This is a genomic window from Micromonospora purpureochromogenes (assembly GCF_900091515.1).
Taxonomy (GTDB): domain Bacteria; phylum Actinomycetota; class Actinomycetes; order Mycobacteriales; family Micromonosporaceae; genus Micromonospora; species Micromonospora purpureochromogenes.
On the sequence record NZ_LT607410.1, the window covers coordinates 4,963,180 to 4,977,583 of the forward strand.

At 74.2% G+C, this 14,404-nt stretch carries 16 protein-coding genes; 8 read left to right on the top strand and 8 right to left on the bottom strand.

Annotated elements, in window-relative coordinates:
• Positions 1–66: 66 nt before the first annotated feature.
• The 3 genes from GA0074696_RS22850 (at position 67) to GA0074696_RS22860 (ending at position 2,284) form a co-directional block, all read left to right on the top strand.
• Positions 67–573 carry a DinB family protein gene (locus GA0074696_RS22850; RefSeq protein WP_088963001.1) on the top strand — a complete coding sequence of 169 codons (507 nt, stop codon included), beginning with the start codon at positions 67–69 and terminating at the stop codon, positions 571–573.
• A gap of 185 nt (positions 574–758) precedes the next feature.
• Positions 759–1,502: a hypothetical protein gene (locus GA0074696_RS22855; RefSeq protein ID WP_157746087.1), complete on the top strand. Its 744-nt coding sequence runs from the start codon at positions 759–761 to the stop codon at positions 1,500–1,502.
• A gap of 59 nt (positions 1,503–1,561) precedes the next feature.
• A complete protein-coding gene (locus tag GA0074696_RS22860) occupies positions 1,562–2,284 on the top strand; it encodes a Pr6Pr family membrane protein (protein WP_172894396.1) in 723 nt (240 codons plus the stop codon).
• Positions 2,285–2,332: 48 nt separating this feature from the next.
• Here the strand turns inward: GA0074696_RS22860 and GA0074696_RS22865 are convergent, their stop codons facing one another.
• Positions 2,333–4,399 carry an amylo-alpha-1,6-glucosidase gene (locus tag GA0074696_RS22865; protein WP_088963003.1) on the bottom strand — a complete coding sequence of 689 codons (2,067 nt, stop codon included), beginning with the start codon at positions 4,397–4,399 and terminating at the stop codon, positions 2,333–2,335.
• A complete protein-coding gene (locus GA0074696_RS22870) occupies positions 4,396–4,770 on the bottom strand; it encodes an SCP2 sterol-binding domain-containing protein (RefSeq protein WP_088963004.1) in 375 nt (124 codons plus the stop codon). The genes GA0074696_RS22865 and GA0074696_RS22870 overlap by 4 nt, the downstream gene beginning before the upstream one ends.
• A 168-nt stretch (positions 4,771–4,938) precedes the next feature.
• Here GA0074696_RS22870 and GA0074696_RS22875 point away from each other — a divergent pair, with 168 nt between their 5' ends.
• A complete protein-coding gene (locus GA0074696_RS22875; protein WP_088964736.1) occupies positions 4,939–5,898 on the top strand; it encodes a glycoside hydrolase family 88 protein in 960 nt (319 codons plus the stop codon).
• Between the two features lie 7 nt (positions 5,899–5,905).
• Here GA0074696_RS22875 and GA0074696_RS22880 read toward each other — a convergent pair whose 3' ends face one another.
• Positions 5,906–6,415: a mycothiol transferase gene (locus GA0074696_RS22880; RefSeq protein WP_088963005.1), complete on the bottom strand. Its 510-nt coding sequence runs from the start codon at positions 6,413–6,415 to the stop codon at positions 5,906–5,908.
• 81 nt (positions 6,416–6,496) lie between these two features.
• Between GA0074696_RS22880 and GA0074696_RS22885 the strand changes: the two genes are divergently transcribed.
• Entirely contained in the window at positions 6,497–7,012 is a 516-nt protein-coding gene (locus GA0074696_RS22885) for a 2'-5' RNA ligase family protein (protein WP_088963006.1), read from the top strand.
• A gap of 124 nt (positions 7,013–7,136) precedes the next feature.
• Here the strand turns inward: GA0074696_RS22885 and GA0074696_RS22890 are convergent, their stop codons facing one another.
• Positions 7,137–7,673 carry a GNAT family N-acetyltransferase gene (locus tag GA0074696_RS22890; RefSeq protein WP_231925119.1) on the bottom strand — a complete coding sequence of 179 codons (537 nt, stop codon included), beginning with the start codon at positions 7,671–7,673 and terminating at the stop codon, positions 7,137–7,139.
• A gap of 116 nt (positions 7,674–7,789) precedes the next feature.
• Here GA0074696_RS22890 and GA0074696_RS22895 point away from each other — a divergent pair, with 116 nt between their 5' ends.
• Entirely contained in the window at positions 7,790–8,182 is a 393-nt protein-coding gene (locus tag GA0074696_RS22895) for an MmcQ/YjbR family DNA-binding protein (protein ID WP_088963007.1), read from the top strand.
• A gap of 19 nt (positions 8,183–8,201) precedes the next feature.
• Here the strand turns inward: GA0074696_RS22895 and GA0074696_RS22900 are convergent, their stop codons facing one another.
• On the bottom strand, positions 8,202–8,657 hold the full coding sequence (locus GA0074696_RS22900; RefSeq protein ID WP_088963008.1) for an SRPBCC family protein: 456 nt from the start codon (positions 8,655–8,657) through the stop codon (positions 8,202–8,204).
• A 347-nt stretch (positions 8,658–9,004) separates the two neighbouring features.
• Between GA0074696_RS22900 and GA0074696_RS22905 the strand changes: the two genes are divergently transcribed.
• Together GA0074696_RS22905 and GA0074696_RS22910 are read left to right on the top strand one after the other, a co-directional pair.
• A complete protein-coding gene (locus tag GA0074696_RS22905) occupies positions 9,005–10,576 on the top strand; it encodes a phenylalanine aminomutase (D-beta-phenylalanine forming) (RefSeq protein WP_088963009.1) in 1,572 nt (523 codons plus the stop codon).
• Entirely contained in the window at positions 10,573–11,535 is a 963-nt protein-coding gene (locus GA0074696_RS22910; protein ID WP_197700763.1) for an ACP S-malonyltransferase, read from the top strand. Before GA0074696_RS22905 ends, GA0074696_RS22910 begins: the two co-directional genes overlap by 4 nt.
• A 9-nt stretch (positions 11,536–11,544) precedes the next feature.
• Here GA0074696_RS22910 and GA0074696_RS22915 read toward each other — a convergent pair whose 3' ends face one another.
• The 3 genes from GA0074696_RS22915 to GA0074696_RS22925 are packed head-to-tail and all read right to left on the bottom strand — an operon-like array spanning position 11,545 to position 14,338.
• A complete protein-coding gene (locus GA0074696_RS22915; protein WP_088963010.1) occupies positions 11,545–13,116 on the bottom strand; it encodes an amino acid adenylation domain-containing protein in 1,572 nt (523 codons plus the stop codon).
• A 17-nt stretch (positions 13,117–13,133) separates the two neighbouring features.
• Complete coding sequence (locus GA0074696_RS22920; protein WP_088963011.1) at positions 13,134–14,036, bottom strand: proline iminopeptidase-family hydrolase; 903 nt, start codon at positions 14,034–14,036, stop codon at positions 13,134–13,136.
• Complete coding sequence (locus GA0074696_RS22925; protein WP_088963012.1) at positions 14,036–14,338, bottom strand: hypothetical protein; 303 nt, start codon at positions 14,336–14,338, stop codon at positions 14,036–14,038. The genes GA0074696_RS22920 and GA0074696_RS22925 overlap by 1 nt, the downstream gene beginning before the upstream one ends.
• Positions 14,339–14,404: the final 66 nt, after the last annotated feature.

Consider the following 14,404-nt stretch of genomic DNA (forward strand, 5'->3'; position numbering starts at 1 on the left):
CGGGCGCGGAACTGTCGGTGCACCGGCCTAGCCTGGGCCTCGACGACATCGACGGAAGGTGCAGCGATGACCACTTCGGAGCGGGTTCTCACCGGCGAGCGGGCCGACCTGACCCAGACCCTCGGCCGGCACCGGGGTTTCCTGCGGCAGACGGTGCACGGGCTGACCGACGAGCAGGCCGCGGCGCGCACCACGGTCAGCGAGCTCTGCCTCGGCGGGCTGATCAAGCACGTGGCGGTCACCGAGGATCGCTGGATGCGGTTCGCGGTCGGGGGCGCGGAGGCGATGCAGAGCGAGCCGCTGGACTGGGCGAACGGTTTCCGGATGGTCGAGGGCGAGACGCTCGCCGGCCTGCTCGACCACTACGCGCAGGTCGCCGCGCGCACCGACGAGCTGATCGCCACCCTCGACCTGGACGCCGCGCAGGCGCTGCCGGTGGCGCCCTGGTTCGAGCCGGGTGCGAGCTGGTCGGTGCGCCGGGTCCTGCTGCACCTCATCGCGGAGACCTCGCAGCACGCCGGGCACGCCGACATCCTCCGCGAGGCGATCGACGGCGCCAAGACGATGGGCTGACCCGGATCCCGCCGATCTCGCGGGCCGCCCCTTCGGCGAATCCGGCAGCACAACACCCTCATCGTCACGCGCTGTGCGGGTGCTGACGCGTCGCGGTTGATCTGGCGGGGGTCGCCGCGTGATCAGCGCCACCCTCAGGGCGGAGATGTGACGTCGGGGGGGTGCCCGGCGCTGAGGGACACGAGATGAACGCACATCGGATGGACCAGGAAACCGTCGAGCGGCTGCTCGTCGGCCCGGTCGTCGACCCGTACGACGGCCCGGAGCCGCTCGTCCGGCTGCTGACGGCGGTGCGTGCCGCGCCGCACCCCGGCGAGCTGCGCGGGGAGAGCGCCGCGATGCACGCGTTCCGCAGCGCCCGCGCCGGGGTTCCGCTGCCGGCTCCGTCGCCCGCCCGCTCATTCCCCCTGGCCCGACTGGCCGGGCTGAAGGTCGCGCTCGCCGGCCTCGCCGTGGCCGCCACCGGGGGCGTCGCCCTCGCCGCCGCCACCGGCACGTTGCCCGGACCGCTGCACCGCGACGCGCCGGTCACCCCGCCGTCCGCCGCGCCGCAGCGCACCCCGCCCACCACCGCCGGGCCCGGCGGGTCCGCCGCTCCGCCCAGCGACAAGCCGGAATCGAGCCGGCCGACCCCGGCCGCGTCGATCCTCGGGCTGTGCCGCTCCTACCGCGCCGCGGCCGCGGACAACCCCGGTCGCGCCCTGGACAACCCGGCCTTCGCCGACCTCGTCACCAGTGCCGGCGGCCGGGACGAGGTGCCCGGCTACTGCGAGCGCGTGGTCCGCGACGCCCGGACCTCGGCACCCCCCTCGGCCGACCACCCGACGCCCACCGAACGACCGACCAGCCGGCCCTCGCCCGCACCCTCCACCACGGCCGGCAAGCCGGACGCCCCCGCCCGGACCGACCCGTCCCGCCCGACCAGCTGACCCAGCTCCGGCCGGCCGCCCCCGCCGGCTGGTGAGCGGCGGGCTGGTAGCTTGCGCCGATGACTCTGCGGCGTCGACGCGTGGCGGTGGCCTTCCGCCTGGCGATCGTCATCAGCGTGCTGGCCGGGATCGTGCTCACCGCGCTCGGTCCGGCCACGGTCACCGGCCTCCTGCCGTACTTCACCATCCAGAGCAACGTCGCGGTCGGGCTCTTCGCCGCCCACGCCGGCTGGCGGGCCTGGCGGGCACGGCCCGAGCCGCCGTCGGCGCTCAAGGGCGCGGTCACCCTCTACATCACCATCACCGGGGTGGTCTACCACCTGGTCCTGGCCAACCCGGCCAGCCCCTTCGCGATGCCCCAGCCGGACCGCGCGCTCGGCGAGGCGCTGGGCAACCAGTTCCTGCACACCGTCGTGCCGCTGCTCGCGATCGCCGACTGGGCGCTGTTCGACCCGCGCGGCCGGCTACGGCTGCGCTACGCCGCCTGGTGGCTGGCCTTCCCGCTGGCGTACCTGGGCTTCGCGCTGGTGCGCGGGCTCGTCGTGCACCGGTACCCGTACCCGTTCATCGACGCCGGGCAGCTCGGCTACGCCGGGGTGTCGGTCAGCGCGGTCTTCTTCGCCTTCGCGTTCTGGCTGCTCGGCCTGCTCTTCGTCGGCGTCGACCGCGGACTGTCCCGGCGGGTCGCCGCCCGACCGGCCGACGCCCCGGCGCCCGCCGTTCCCGCGCCGGGCCCGGCCCTCGACGACGCCGCGACGGAGACACCCGCCGCCCGGCGGTGACCCGGCCGCGGCGACGGTCGCGGGCGGGTACGCGCGACGCCGTCGCCGTCAGCGCAGCCGGGGACGCCGCCCGTCCGCGCGGGCCGAGCGGTCCCGGCCGTACGCGTCGGCGCGGCCCCACCGACCGGGGATGTCCAGCAGCTCCAGCCGGCCGAAGCCCTGCGGCACGGCCGGGGTGACCAGCAGATCGTCCCCGCAGGGCCGCAGCCCGAGGATGGTGCCCAACAGCATCAGCAGCGCTCCGGCGGCCCAGGACTGCGGGCGGCCCGCCATCGGCAGCTGGACGGGGTACCCGGTGAGCTCCCGTGGGTAGCCGGCGATCACCTCGGGCACCGGACCGCCGAGCAGTTCCGCGACCGCCAGGACGCCGGCCGCGACCCGGGCCGCCTCGTCGTCGTGGTCGTAGCGGCGCAGGCCGGCGGCGATCAGCGAGTTGTCCGACGGCCAGACCGCCCCGACGTGCGCCCCCACCGGGTTGTACGGCAGCTGCCCCTCGGCCAGCGTCCGCACGCCCCACCCGGTGAACATCTCCGGTCCGAGCAGGTGCTCCGCGACCTGCGCGGACCGCTCCGCCTCGACGATCCCGCTCCACAGCAGGTGACCGATGTTGGAGGTGAGCGTCTCCACCGGGGTGCCGTCCGGCTCCAACGCCAGCGCGTAGTACCCGCGCCGGGGCAGCCAGAAGTCCCGGTTGAACCGCTCCTTGAGCACCGCCGCCTCCCGCTCCAGCCGGTGGGCGTACGCCGGGTCGCCCCAGAACTCCCGCGCCAGCCGGGCGCCCCGCAGCTTCGCGTCGTACGCGTACCCCTGCAGTTCGCAGGTCGCCCGGGGCAGTGCGGGCTCGCGGCCGTCGCGGTGCACGATCGCGTCGGGCGAGTTCTTCCAGGTCTGGTTGACCAGCCCGTTGCGCGAGTTGCGCCGCTGGTAGCGCAGGTAGCCGTCGCCGGTCAGGTCCCCGTACTCGTCGATCCAGTCCAGCGCCATCCGCGCCGGGTGCTGCAGCTCCCGGACCAGCGCGGCGTCGCCGGACCAGCGCTCGTACTCGTCGAGCAGGACAAGGAAGAGCGGCGTGGTGTCGGCGGCGCCGTAGTAGAGCGCCGTCGGTTCCTCGCCGAAGCCGGCGGACTCGCCGTAGCGCAGCTCGCCGAGGATCTTGCCGGGCTCCTCGTCGTGGTAGTCGTCGAGTCGCCCGCCCTGGAGCAGGGCGAGCAGCCGCAGGGTGGCCGGGGCCAGTTCGGGGGTGAACGGCAGCGTCTGCAGGCAGGTGATCATGGCGTCCCGGCCGTAGAGCGCCATCGCCCACGGCAGGCCGCCCACCGGCACCCGCCCGGGGTAGGACAGCGGCGTGTAGCGCAGCGCGGCCAGGTCGGTCAGCGCGTCCTCGTAGACGTCCGCCAGGACGTCGCGCTCGGCCACCAGCCGCGGGGCCCGATCCAGCCAGTCCCGCAGGTCGTGACGCATGTCATGGTGCACCCGCTGCCGGTGCGTCTCCAGGCTGGCCCGCACGTCCCGGCCGCCCTCGCCGCGGACGATCATGTTGACGTGCAGGTTGGTGACCCACCGCCCGTTCGGGGGCACGGTGATCCGGTAGGTGATGCCACCCTGGTCGACGTGGCCCGGGGCGGTGGTGGAGACCACCGCCTCCCGGCAGAACCGGTCCCGCTGGTACCGCAGCCGGAGCACTCCCTCGTCGGGGAAGGCGGTCGCGGTCGTCTGGCGGGGTCGGGGGCTGCGGATCTCCGAGGTGTCGGCGAAGTCGGCGTCGATGTCCATCCGGACGACGAACTCAGCCGGGCCGGCGGAGTGGTTGAGCACCGTGATCCGCTCGTTGAAGCTGTCGTCGATGGAGCGGTACCGGATGATCGAGACGTCCGCGTCGACGTAGTGGCTGGCCGTGCCGGGGACCAGGAAGAACTGGGTCTCGAAGTGGCTGATGTCGTCCCGGGACAGGGCGTCCAGCCGCTGACCGTCGACGGTGAGCACCCAGCGGGACAGGAACCGGGTGTCGAACGAGAAGAGGCCGACCGGCGCCCGCGGGTCGACCTCCATGTCGCCCTGGGCGTCACTGGCCGCGAAGGCGTTGCCGGCGACGACGTGGACGCGTTCCTGCCTCACCGGCCCAGGCTCTCTCGGGCGACGTCGCGAGGGTGCCGGGCGTCGGCCGGGCCCGGGAAGATCCGCCGCAGGGCCAGCAGCAACCGCATCTCGCCCTGCACGGTCACCTCGTTGCGCATCAACGACTGCACCACCTCCGTCCGGCCGTCGGCGAGCCGGTCGAAGACCTCCCGGTCGGCCCGCACCACCAGGTCGGCGTCGTCGGGCGAGCGGGTCACGTCGACACCTTGGTCGTGCACGGTGAGGTACCAGTGCTCCGTGCGGCCCCCGTCGTGCAGGTCGAGCCGGATCGTGCCGGACAAGGTCTCGGGCAGGTGCGGGCGGCGGCGCGACGACAGCCGCTCCAGGAACTCCGCTCCCGACGTCGCCATGGCACCCCTCCCCGTCCGGTCCGCAGCCCGGTAGGCACGGTCGCAGGTGTCGGGGTGAGGCCGCCTCACCCGCACCGGGTGAAGCGGCCCGGTCCCTCCCCTCCGAGTCCGGGTAGCCCGGGGGTGCGCCGCCGGATCCGGGGTAGCAGGAGCGGAGGGGAGGCGATGATGCGTGAACTGGACGACCCCCGGGTGGGCCGGGTGCTCGCGGCGCTGCTGGCCATGCAGCGGCAGTCGTGGGAGCAGGGGGTGACCGGCCACGCGCTGCTCGACCTCGGGCTCGACCAGCAGGCGGTGCTGCTCGCCGACGCGGCGGTGACCCGTCAGCACCCGGACGGCCGGCTCGGCGACGTCTCCGGGGAGGACGGCGCGGTCAACGGCGCGGCGTGCGGGGAGGCGCTGCGGCACGGCGTCCGGGCGCACCCCGAGGAGCGCTGGTCGGCGGCGCTGGACCGGCAGCTCGACTGGCTGCTGACCCGGGCGCCCCGGGCCGGCGACGGCACCCTGTTCCACCTGCTCGGCAACCGGCAGGTCTGGGCGGACACGGTGTACATGGTGGTGCCGCTGCTCGCCCTCTGCGGGCATCCCGGACCGGCGGCGGCCCAGGTCGACGGGCACCGTCGCCGACTGTACGACGAGCGCAGCGGGCTCTACGCGGCGCGCTGGGACGAGGATCGGGCGCGGCTGGACCACCCGCAGCACTGGGGCACCGGCAACGGCTGGGTGGTCGCCGGCATCGCCCGGGCGCTGCGGCTGCGGCCCGACTGGCCGGCCGGCCGCCGCGAGGAGCTGGCCGGACACGCCCGGACGGTGCTCGACGCCTGCCTGACCCATCGGAGGCCGGACCGGCTCTTCCACGACGTGCTCGACGACTCCGGCAGTTTCGTCGAGGCCAACGTCGCGCAGATGCTGGCGTACGCGGCGCTGACCGGGGTCGCCGACGGCTGGCTGCCGGCCGCGTACCGGGACGTCGGGCGGGACCTGTTGGCCGCCGCTACCCGCCAGGTCGACCGGCACGGGTTGGTCCGGCCGGTCAGTGGCGCGCCGGACTTCACGCGCCCCGGCACCTCCCCCGAGGCGCAGGCGTTCCACCTGCTCGCGTACGCCGCCCTGCGCCGGGCCGGGTGACGGCGGCTCAGCCGGCGCGGAGCAGGCCCCGGACGTAGCCGGCCTGGCCGGCGTGCTGGAGGCCGTCGTCGGCCACGCTGACCAGTCGTACCCCGAGGGTCACCGGCGGGTCCCAGGCCTCGTCCACCACCCGGTCCAGGTCCGCCGGCCGCAGCCCGGCCAGGAACGTCCGGGTACGCCCCGCGACCGCGTCGTGGTAGTCGACCAGGGTGCGGGAGCTCTCCGGGCGTACCGAGGCGACCCGCTGCGGGGTGTGGCCGTAGCCGGTGTCGTTCGGGTCGGGGTCCAGGCCGAACCGGGCGGCCCAGGCACCGGTGGTCCAGACCTGCTCCGCACCGAGCAGGTCGGCGACATGGTGGTCCTGGATCCGGGTCAGGTGCCAGACCAGCCAGCCGACCGGGTTGCCGCCGGCCGTCGGCGCTCGGCGCAGCTCCGCCGGGCTCAGCCCGTCCACCGCCGCGCGCACCAGGTCGGGCAGCCGGTCGTAGATCTCGGTCAGCAGGTCGTCCACGTCCACCGGAACACTCCTTCGCGGGCCGCCGTCTCCCCTCGGGTACCGCCGGCCGGGGCCGGTAAACCCGGCATCTAGGGTGATCACGTGGTCGCGGCGCTGGAGCTGTATCTGGACACCGACGCCACCCGTCGCATCCGGGTCCTCTGGGACGCGCTGGAGGCCGAGGGCGTACAGAGCATGCGCTCGCTGCTGGAGCAGCGGCACCGGCCGCACGTGTCCCTCGCCGTGGCGCCCCGCCTCGACCCGGAGCGGGTGGCCGACGCGCTGCGCGGGACGGTGGTCGCCGCGCCGCTGCGGTTGGGTTTCGACCACGCCGGCCAGTTCGTCGGCCGGGTGCTCTGGCTCGGCGTCACCCCCACCGTCGAGCTGCTGGCCCACCACGCCCTGGTGCACGAGCGGCTGACCCGGGCCGGGGTCACCCTGTCCGAGCAGTACCGGCCCGGGCGCTGGGTGCCGCACTGCACCCTGTCCATGCGGGTGCCGAACGTGCTGATGGCCGCCGCCGTCCGACGGTGCCTGGAGATGCTGCCCCTGGAGGCGACGGTGGTCGCCGCCGCCGTCGCCGACCACGCCCGCGACATCTCCCACCCCCTCCCCTGACCCGCCCCCGCCTCCCGCGTCCCTCTCCCCCAGGCGCGTTGATCAAGAAGTTTGCGTCAGGACTCCGCCTCCCGAAATCTCTTGATCACGGGGGACAGCGCCGGACGAGGGCAGGGCGGGGCGGTCAGGAGGGTGGGTCGAAGTGGATCTGGAAAGTGGGGTGGTCGGGTTGGGGGCACGGGTCGCCCCGGTGGCCCAGGCGCTCGTAGAAGGGGGCGGCCCGCTCGTGGTGCGCCTGCCATTCCAGGTGACGCACCCGGGTGGCGGCCCACTCGCGCACCGCCGCCAGCAGCGACCGGCCCACCCCGCCCCGCCGCAGCTCCGGGCGGACGTACAGGTCGTGCAGCCGGGCCGTCCGGTGCTCGTCGCCGCCGCGCAGGTGCGGGCCGTTGTCCTGGGCGGCGGCGTAGCCGAGCAGGTCACCGCCGGCCTCCGCGCCGAGGATCACCCAGCGCGGGTCGGCGAGCAGGCACAGGTACCGGGCCCGGTGCGCCTCGGGCGGCTCGTCGGTGACCCCCATGTCGCGCAGCATCGGCCACAGCGGCGGCCAGTCCGCCGGGGCCAGCGGCCGTACGGTGACCGGCACATCCGGTCGCACCCCGTCGGTCCCGCGTCCGTCCATCGTGGCGGCCGGCGGCCGTTCCCACTGCTCACCGTGCATTGTCTCCCCGTCCGTCGTGGACCGGCAGCACAACACATCGGCACGACAACGCGACGGTCACGCCCCCCGGCGCGCAGGTCCTTTCCCCGCCGCGCCGCCGGTCGTATGGTCGGACCGTGGCCACCTGGGACGACGTACGTCGGCTCGCGCTCGCCCTGCCCGAGACGACGGAGCGGCCGTCGTACGACGGCGCGCCGGCCTGGCGGGTACGCGACAAGCCGTTCGTGTGGGAGCGACCGCTGCGCCGGGCGGACCTGGACGCCCTGGGCGACACCGCTCCCGACGGTCCGATCCTCGGCGCGCGGGTGCCCGACCTGGGCGCCAAGCAGGCACTGCTCGCCGACGACCCGACGGTCTACTTCACCACCCCGCACTTCGACGGCTACCCCGCGGTGCTGGTCCGGTTGGACCGGATCACCGTGCCGGAGCTGACCGAACTGGTCCTGGACGCCTGGTACGCCCGCGCGCCGAAGCGCCTCGCCGCGGCCCACCGCACCGGCGAGGCGTAGACACACCCGGGGCACCGGTTCAGCGGCGCCAGTCGCGGAAGACGAACCGGTGCACCGCCTTGAGCCCGATCCCGACGGCCAGGGCCCGGGCCCACCGGAACCGACCGCGCACCTCGACCCGGGTGCTGCGGGTGAGCCGGGTCGCCCGGCCGCCGGCCGCCGGCGTCAGCTCGAAGGTGTCGCTCAACGCGCTGACGCACGAGCCGAACCCCAGGTCGGTGCGCTCCATCCGGAACGCCAGCCGGGCCGGCGGCGACCACTCGGTGATCCGCTGGTACACCACGCCCCGATCGGAGACGCACTGCCGGGGCGCGCCCACCGCACCGGGCCCGGCCGGCAGGAAGCACTCGACCGGGGTGGGCGCGCCGAGCCGGAACACCGGGCAGCGGGGCGTCGAGGTGATCCGCGAGTCGCAGAGCAGCGGCCAGACCGCCTCCGGCGGCCGGCGTACCAGGGTCGTGGTCCGCACCAGCATCAGCGCCCACCCCCGTCGGTGAGCGCGGCGGCACCTGTCGTTTCCATGCCGGTGACGCTACGAACCCGCCGGCGCCGGAGCCTCCCCCGGCCGAGGGAACGCACTCCCCCGGGCCCGGCGCCCGCCGGGGCAAGGGGTCCGGACCCGGCCCGGGTTAGGGGCCGGTCGCGCCCTTCTAGGGGTACGCCCGGTCTGTTCCACCCGTGACGGCGGCGGCTTGACTGACCCTGCGCACCGGTCGGGTTCCACGGGGCACCTGCTCAGCGGCAGTGCGACAGCGCGCTGCCCGATGGTCCCGCCCGACGCGGACAACGCTGACATCCGTCCCGCGGAGGGGGTTCGATCTCGTGGAATTCACTGTGGCAGCCGACCAGTGGGTCCGGCTGGAGCAACTGGAGGCGGCGGCCACGCACTCGGTGCCGGTCGGCCTCGACGACAAGGTCTGGCAGCGCGTCCAGACCTCCCGGGAGACGCTGCAGCGTTTCGTCGACGAGGGCCGGGTGATCTACGGCGTCAACACCAGCATGGGCGGCTTCGTCGACTGGTTGGTGCCGGTCACCATGGCCCAGCAGCTCCAGGAGAACCTGATCAACGCGGTGGCCACCAACGTCGGGCCGCACCTGGACGACCGGACGGTCCGGGCGATCATGCTGTCCCGGATCGTGTCGCTGGCCCGGGGCAACTCGGCGATCTCGCCGGCGAACCTGGAGAAGCTGATCGCCGTGTACAACGCCGGGGTGATCCCGTGCGTGCCGGAGAAGGGGTCGCTGGGCACCAGCGGAGACCTCGGCCCGCTCGCCGCGATCGCGCTGGCCTGCGTCGGCCAGTGGCGGGCCCGCTACCGGGGCGAGACCATGCCCGCCGCGGAGGCGCTGCGGCTGGCCGGCATCGAGCCGATGACGCTCAGCTTCAAGGAGGGGCTGGCGCTGATCAACGGCACCTCCGGCATGGTCGGCCTGGGCGGCCTGGTCTTCGCCCAGGCCAGCCGGCTGCTGGAGACGTACCTGACGGTCTCGGCGCTGTCCGTGGAGGGGCTGCGCGGGATGACCAAGCCGTTCGACCCGCGGGTGCACGAGCTGAAGCCGCACAAGGGTCAGCGCGAGATCGCCGCCCGGCTCTGGCGCACCCTGCAGGAGTCCACCCTCGCGGTCAACGAGCAGGAGACCGAGGCGGTGCTCGCCGCCGAGATGGGCTCCTCGGCCAAGGCCGGCTCGCAGCCCATCGAGGACGCGTACTCGATCCGGTGCACACCGCAGATCCTCGGTCCGGTGCTGGACAGCTTCGTCCGGATCGGCGAGACGTTGGAGGCCGAACTCAACTCGTCCAACGACAACCCGCTGGTGGTGCCGGACGAGAACGACGTGTTCCACAACGGGCACTTCCACGGCCAGTACGTGGCGATGGCGATGGACCACCTGGTCATCTCGCTGACCACCCTGACCAACCTGGCCAACCGGCGGATCGACCGGTTCCTCGACAAGAGCAACAGCAACGGGCTGCCGGCCTTCCTGTGCCGGGAGAACCCGGGCCTGCGGCTCGGCCTGATGGGCGGGCAGTTCATGACCGCCTCGCTGACCGCCGAGACGCGGGCCCTGGCGGTGCCGATGTCCGTGCAGTCGCTGACCAGCACCGGCGACTTCCAGGACATCGTCTCGTTCGGCTTCGTGGCCGCCCGGCGGGCCCGCGAGGTGCTCGCCAACGCCACCTACGTGGTCGCCTTCGAGCTGCTCTGCGCCGCCCAGGCGGTCGACATCCGGGGCAACGAGGGGCTCTCCCCGGTCACCCGGGAGCTCTACGAGCGGACCCGCGAGCTGGTTCCCTACCTCGACCGGGACGTCACCATCACCGACTACGTCGAGGCGATCGCCACCCAGATCCTGGCCGCGCCGCCGGCGTACCGGTCGGAGGTCCTGCTGTGACCGGCCCCGCGCCGGACGGCGCCGGCGCCACCGCCGTGGTCTTCCCCGGCATCAGCCCCAGCTCGTTCACGCAGGTCGGGCGCTTCCTGCTGATCAACCCGGAGGCGCGCCGGTTGACCGCGCAGGCCGACGAGGCGCTGGGTTGGTCGCTGGTGGACCGTTACCGGCAGGCCGAGGGGGGCTACTCGGAGAGCGAGCGGGTGGCGTTCCTGGTGGTCTGCCTGGCGCTGGCGTACTGGGCCGAGGACGCGCTGGAGGTCCGGCCCGACATCGTGGTCGGGCCGAGCTTCGGCGGCACGCCGGCCGCCGTCTACGCCGGGGCGCTCAGCTTCCCCGACGCGGTACGGCTCACCGTCGGCTGGAACCGGCACCTGGACGAATACTTCGCCCACGCCCACCGCGACGTGGTCACCCAGTCCTTCGCCCGGACGCCCCGGGCCCGGCTGGCGGAGATCCTCGGCGAGCTGGACGAGGCCGGCGAGTGGTACGAGACGGCCTGCCACGTCGACGACGACTTCTGGATGCTCTCGGTGCGCCGGCACCGCCTGGAGTGGCTCCAGGCGGCCGTGCGGGCGCGCGGCGGCCTGCCGCTGTACACGATGAGCCCGCCGATGCACTCGGCCGCCTTCGCCCCGCTGCGGGCGACGGTGGAGCGGGAGCTGGTGGCCGGGCTGCCGTTCACCGACCCCCGGCTGCCGATGGTCTCCGACCACGACGGCGCGGTGCTGACCCGGGGCGAGCAGGTGCGCCGGCTGCTGCTGGACGGGATCGTCCGGCAGGTGCGCTGGCCCGGAGCGCTGGAGACGCTGCGCGCCCACGGGGTGTCCCGGCTCTGCGTCTCCGGACCGGACGGGCTCTGGGGCCGGGTGGACGCGGCGCGGCGACCGTTCGACGTGCTGACCCTGACCCCGGCGCTCGCGTTGCGGCCCCGGCCGCGGCAGCGGACCCTGGTGGGATGAGCCGGCGGCCTACCGGGCCGCGCGGGCCAGTTCGGCCAGCGCGGTCCGGTTCGCCTTTCCGTTGGCGGTCAGCGGCAGCTCGGTGAGGAAGTGGAACCGCGCCGGGACCATGTACGCCGGCATGGTCCGCCGGCACCGCTCCACCAGCTCGGCCGCACCGACGGTGGCGCCCGGCCGGGGCACCACGAAGGCGTGCAGGCTCGGCTCGCCGTCGGCCGCCGGGGCCGCCACCGCCACCGCCGCGCCGACCGTCGGATGGTCCAGCAGCCGGCGTTCCACCTCGCCCAGCTCGATCCGGTTGCCCCGGATCTTCACCATCGAGTCGGTCCGGCCGCAGAAGTACAGCTCCCCGTCGGCCCCCCGGTACGCCAGGTCGCCGGAGCGGTAGACGAGCTGCCCGGAGCGGGGCTCCAGGGGGTCGGGCACCAGCACCTGCCGGGTGGCCGCCGGGTCGTCCCAGTAGCCGCTGAACAGCGACGGGCAGCGGACGTGGATCTCGCCGACCGCGCCGGGCGCATCGACCACGCTGCCGTCGGAGTCGACCAGCAGCAGCTCGGCGCCCGGGTAGCCGTCGCCGATCGAGAGCCGCTCGGCGTCGGCGGGCAGCGGGTCGGGCACCTCGGCGAAGGAACAGGCCACCGTCTCGGTGGCGCCGAACGCGTTGACCACCCGCAGTCCCGGGTGCAGCTCGCGCAGCCGGCGCAGCTCGGCCAGCGGGAAGTTCTCGCCGGCGAAGAGGATGCCGCGCAACCGGTCCAGGGCGGCCAGGCCGTCGGGCTCGTGACGCAGCAACGGCCGCCACAGCGAGGGCACGCCGTGCACCACGGTCGCACCGGCCTCGCGCAGGAAGCCGAGCAGCCGGCGCGGGAAGCTCAGGAACTCGCGGGGCACCGGCGCGAGGGTCGCCCCGCTGCCCAGGGTGACCCCGAGGTCGAACAGGGAGACGTCGAAGGCCAACGGCGAGGTGCTGGCCACCACGTCGTCGGCGGCCACCACCGGAAAGCGCTGGGCGCCCCGGTAGAAGGCCAGCGCGGCGTGGTGGCTGAGCACCACACCCTTCGGCTGCCCGGTGGTCCCCGAGGTGAAGATCAGGTACGCCGGGTCGGTGCCCACCACCGCGCGGCGGCGGCGCTGCCGGGGCTTGCCGGCGGGGGCGACCAGCCCGTCCGGGCTGAACTCGGCGACCGCGGTCAGCGACGGCAGGTCCCGGGCCGGGCGGCCGGCGGCGCGGATGTGCAGCACCGGGTCGGTCGCCTCGACGATGGCGCGTACCCGCAGGTCCGGGGTGTCCGGGTCGACCGGCACGAACGCCGCGCCGAGCCGGGAGCAGGCGAGCAGCAGCGCGATGGCGGCGGCGGAGGTCTGCGACTCGATGACGACGCGGTCGCCGGTGCCGACGCCCGCCTCGGCCAGCGCGGTGGCCCGCGCGTCGACCGCGCGGGCCAGCTCGCCGTAGGTGACCGTCACCAGCGCGCCGCCGGCCCGCTCGATCACCGCCGGCTTGTCCGGGGTGCGGGCGGCGGGGCCGAGTACGAACTGGTCCAGAGTGTCGGCGGGGAACCGCCCGACCGCGTCGGTCATCGGATGTCCGTCCTTCGTCACACCTGCGCGACGGTCTTGAGGTAGTCGCCCACCTTCTGGCGGAACCGCTCCGGCTCCTCCAGGTGCGGCACGTGGCTGGAGTCGTCGAACAGCTCCCAGCGCGCGTCCGGGATGAGGTCGACGAAGGGCCGGACGGTGGCCGGGGTGGCCTCGTCGTGGCGGCCCGAGATGACCAGGGTGGGCACCGCGATGTCGGCGAGACAGTCGGTGACGCCCCAGTCCCTCAGCGACCCGATGACGTGGAACTCGCTCGGTCCGTTCATCGCGAGGTAGACGGTCGGGTCGTTGTAGAGCTCGTAGAAGGAGGCCTGGTAGTCGCGCGGCCACGGGTCGAGCCGGCACAGGTGCCGGTCGTAGAAGACCTTGGTGGCCGCGTGGTACTCGTCGCTGTCGGTGGTGCCCGCCGCCTCGTGCCGGCGCAGCGTGTCGTCGACCCCGGCGGGCAGCGCGGCGCGCAGCTCCGCCATCGCCGCCAGCCACAACGGGTACGACGCCGGCGCGTCGGCGATGATCAGGCCCTTCAGGCCGGCCGGCGCCGCCGCCGCGTGCCTGGCTACCAGCAGGCCGCCCCAGGAGTGTCCTAACAGGACGTAGTTGTCGGCGATCCCGAGGTGGCGCAGGAGGTTGTCCAACTCGTCGAGGAAGAGCTGGACGGTCCAGAAGTCGGCCGGCCGGCCCGGCAGGTGGCTGGAGCCCCCGTTGCCCAGCTGGTCGTAGTGGACGACGGGGGTGCCGCCGTCGGCGAACATCGAGAGGCTGGTCAGGTAGTCGTGGGTGCTGCCGGGGCCGCCGTGCACGACCACCAGCGCGGTCCGTTGCGGCGACAGCTCCCCCGTGACCCGGTACCAGGTCCGGAATTCGCCGAACGGCGCCGTCCCCTTGGTCGTCGGTGCGGTCACTAGACGCGGCGGCCGGTGACCGGGAAGGTGCCGAACATGCCGGGCTTGGCCTTGCCGGTCATGGTGTCGCCGTTGACGGTGACGGTGATCTTCATGGTCAGCGGGACCGGCTTGCGGCACTTGATCTTCCACGCGGCGACGTCGCCGACCATCTCGCCGTCGATGATGTCGGGGTCGATGACCTGGCCGTTGGCCCGGGCCTTGCCGATCAGCTTCTCGCCCTCCTCGGTCAGTTCGACCCAGAGGCTCTGCTTGCCGAGCGGGCTCTCGATGTCCAGCTGCCAGCTGCCGTCGGTGCTCATCCGTTGCTCCCTATCGTGCGTCGGTCGCTTCCCGTGGCAGACACTATGGATCGGGGCGGGCGGTCC

Coding starts and splice junctions, on each gene's coding strand:
- GA0074696_RS22915 (WP_088963010.1), bottom strand. CDS start 13,116: ATGACCGACGCGGTCGGGCGGTTCCCCGCCGACACTCTGGACCAGTTC.
- GA0074696_RS22860 (WP_172894396.1), top strand. CDS start 1,562: ATGACTCTGCGGCGTCGACGCGTGGCGGTGGCCTTCCGCCTGGCGATC.
- GA0074696_RS22875 (WP_088964736.1), top strand. CDS start 4,939: ATGCGTGAACTGGACGACCCCCGGGTGGGCCGGGTGCTCGCGGCGCTG.
- GA0074696_RS22870 (WP_088963004.1), bottom strand. CDS start 4,770: ATGGCGACGTCGGGAGCGGAGTTCCTGGAGCGGCTGTCGTCGCGCCGC.
- GA0074696_RS22855 (WP_157746087.1), top strand. CDS start 759: ATGAACGCACATCGGATGGACCAGGAAACCGTCGAGCGGCTGCTCGTC.
- GA0074696_RS22850 (WP_088963001.1), top strand. CDS start 67: ATGACCACTTCGGAGCGGGTTCTCACCGGCGAGCGGGCCGACCTGACC.
- GA0074696_RS22890 (WP_231925119.1), bottom strand. CDS start 7,673: ATGCACGGTGAGCAGTGGGAACGGCCGCCGGCCGCCACGATGGACGGA.
- GA0074696_RS22900 (WP_088963008.1), bottom strand. CDS start 8,657: ATGCTGGTGCGGACCACGACCCTGGTACGCCGGCCGCCGGAGGCGGTC.
- GA0074696_RS22925 (WP_088963012.1), bottom strand. CDS start 14,338: ATGAGCACCGACGGCAGCTGGCAGCTGGACATCGAGAGCCCGCTCGGC.